The organism is Desulfogranum marinum (genome assembly GCF_016918565.1).
GTDB classification, from domain to species: domain Bacteria; phylum Desulfobacterota; class Desulfobulbia; order Desulfobulbales; family Desulfobulbaceae; genus Desulfogranum; species Desulfogranum marinum.
The window spans coordinates 1-2,039 of record NZ_JAFFQD010000118.1 but is presented as its reverse complement, the minus strand read 5'-3'; the positions used below and the strand labels follow the sequence as shown (position 1 = coordinate 2,039).

Here is a 2,039-nt window from a genome sequence, read left to right as displayed (position 1 = left end):
GTCGTCCTTCCGACTAGGAAAATTACGGGGCTCAATCCCTTCAACCTTTCGGCTTACGGCCTATCTGCTCGCTATCCTACGCTTAAAACTTTATGTTACCATAAAGCCTCCAAGGACTCGCTACCCGGTGGTTGGCCAACCTTCCGGAACGGGATTCGCACCCGCTTGACTACACGACCTTGCCCGGCCGCACTCAACATTTCTCCTATTAGTCATGACTTACTGAAAATATGTTGGCCGAACAGCTCTCTCAATTCTCAAATTTACCATAGCCCTTTAGGGAGCAAAAAGTCAGTGAAGATTAGTACAGATAAGGTCAACCTGTACCTGTATTTCACTTTTCACTACCCTGTTGCATAGGATTAATTTGATCATCTTTTTTAGTTCCATGGCATAGCCTTGCTTTAAAAAGGGACGATTTAACATCCCTGTCTCAACGCTTTAAAGCGTTAACCCTCCGTATTGATTAAACCATTTTACAGTAAATTTATACCATCGCAATCCTATAGGCTGATCTTGACTTAAGTAGCCGATAAGTTGTAACATACAGCTATAAAGAACTGACAAGTTAAAAGGCAAACTCAAGGAAACTTGAGGACGCAAAGCCACGGGCCTAAAGAAATACGGTAGCCGGGTTACCAATAGTTTGGTCATAATTGACGATATAAGAGGTTGATTATCTCTCTTTTTTGAGACGCCCATCTTTGGTGATAAAGGTGGGCGTTTTTTTATGGGGTCGGTGGCTCTCGCTTTGCGAGAATTTTGGAGAGTGATTTGATGAAAAAAATTCTGGTCGTTGATAATAACGAAGTCTTTCTCAAGATACTGACCCATCTGTTGGAAAAAAAAGATTACGAGGTCAAAACGGCTCAAGATGGTCTTTCTGCTCTAGAGGTGTTGGAAGACTACAATCCTGAAGTCATGTTTGTTGACCTTATTATGCCCAACATCGATGGTGAAAACCTGTGCAGAATAATTCGTAGAAATTTAAAATTATCACAACCAACTTTGGTAATTCTTTCTGCCATAGCTGTTGAAGAAAACATTGATTTTCTTTCATTTGGAGCAAATGCGTGTATAGCCAAAGGCCCTATTGCGGAGATGGATAAATCTATAGATTTAGTTCTTGACCATGTCAAAAAAGGCAAGGTTGATTCTTTACCCCGCAGAACACTTGGCTATGAGCATATTTTTAGCCGGACTGTAACAAGAGAACTACTCGATCTTAAAAGAAATTTTGAAACAACGCTGGATAACATAGACACTGGTTTCCTTGAATTATCACCGTCTGGCATAATAGTGAGGTGCAATAAATTTTTCGCTCAGATAGTTAGGATGGAGCCGGATGAATTATTAGGGACGGACATGCTCAACCACTTTGAGAGTGACTCTTTTTTCTTTGTGAAACAATCATTTGATCAGTTTCTCGTAGAGCGAACACCTCTTGAAAATACACGCACAGTTCTCCTTTACGGCAGAGAAATTGTTTTTAAGTTTATCGATATGTCGCCGGATAATAGCCTGTCCTTTTTAATGCTCATCCGTGATGTAACAAAAGAAAATAAACTGGTTGAGGAACTTCGTTGCCACATGGAACATTTAGAGGAGACGGTAGCTTCTCGAACACAACGCTATAAAGAAGTTAATAAAAAGTTACAGCTAGAAATTGCTGAACGAAAGAAAATCAATGAAGAGTTGGAATTTATCTCAAGACAATGGAGCAAAACCTTTGACACTATTCCCGACTTTGTTTCAGTTCATGATAAAAACATGAAACTTGTCAGGGTTAATAAATCCTTGGCGTCATTTTTAGGAAAGCCTGCGGAGGATCTGTTAGGGAAATATTGTTATCATGTAATGCATGGGACTGATCATCCTTGGCCGACCTGTCCACATCTAGAAACAGTTAAGATGCGTATTCCACTGAATCCGGCCACCCATTCCAGTCGAAACCGGCCAGTCAGTCCACGTGATTCCGGCCACCTATTCCAGTGAAACTGGCCAGGTGGTCGGAGCGAAGCGACGCTGTTATTTTTTCA

The 2,039-nt window shown here is 41.1% G+C and carries 1 protein-coding gene and 1 riboswitch; the gene reads left to right on the top strand.

The features are described 5' to 3' along the window. Window positions 1–564: 564 nt before the first annotated feature. Window positions 565–643: riboswitch (cyclic di-GMP riboswitch) on the top strand. Between the two features lie 134 nt (window positions 644–777). Further along, window positions 778–1,995, top strand: coding sequence for a response regulator (locus JWH17_RS23105; protein WP_205225062.1), 1,218 nt, complete (start codon window positions 778–780; stop codon window positions 1,993–1,995). Window positions 1,996–2,039: the final 44 nt, after the last annotated feature.

Bases quoted from the DNA above. Each gene is read 5' to 3' on its own strand.
- JWH17_RS23105 (WP_205225062.1), top strand. From the start codon at position 778: ATGAAAAAAATTCTGGTCGTTGATAATAACGAAGTCTTTCTCAAGATA.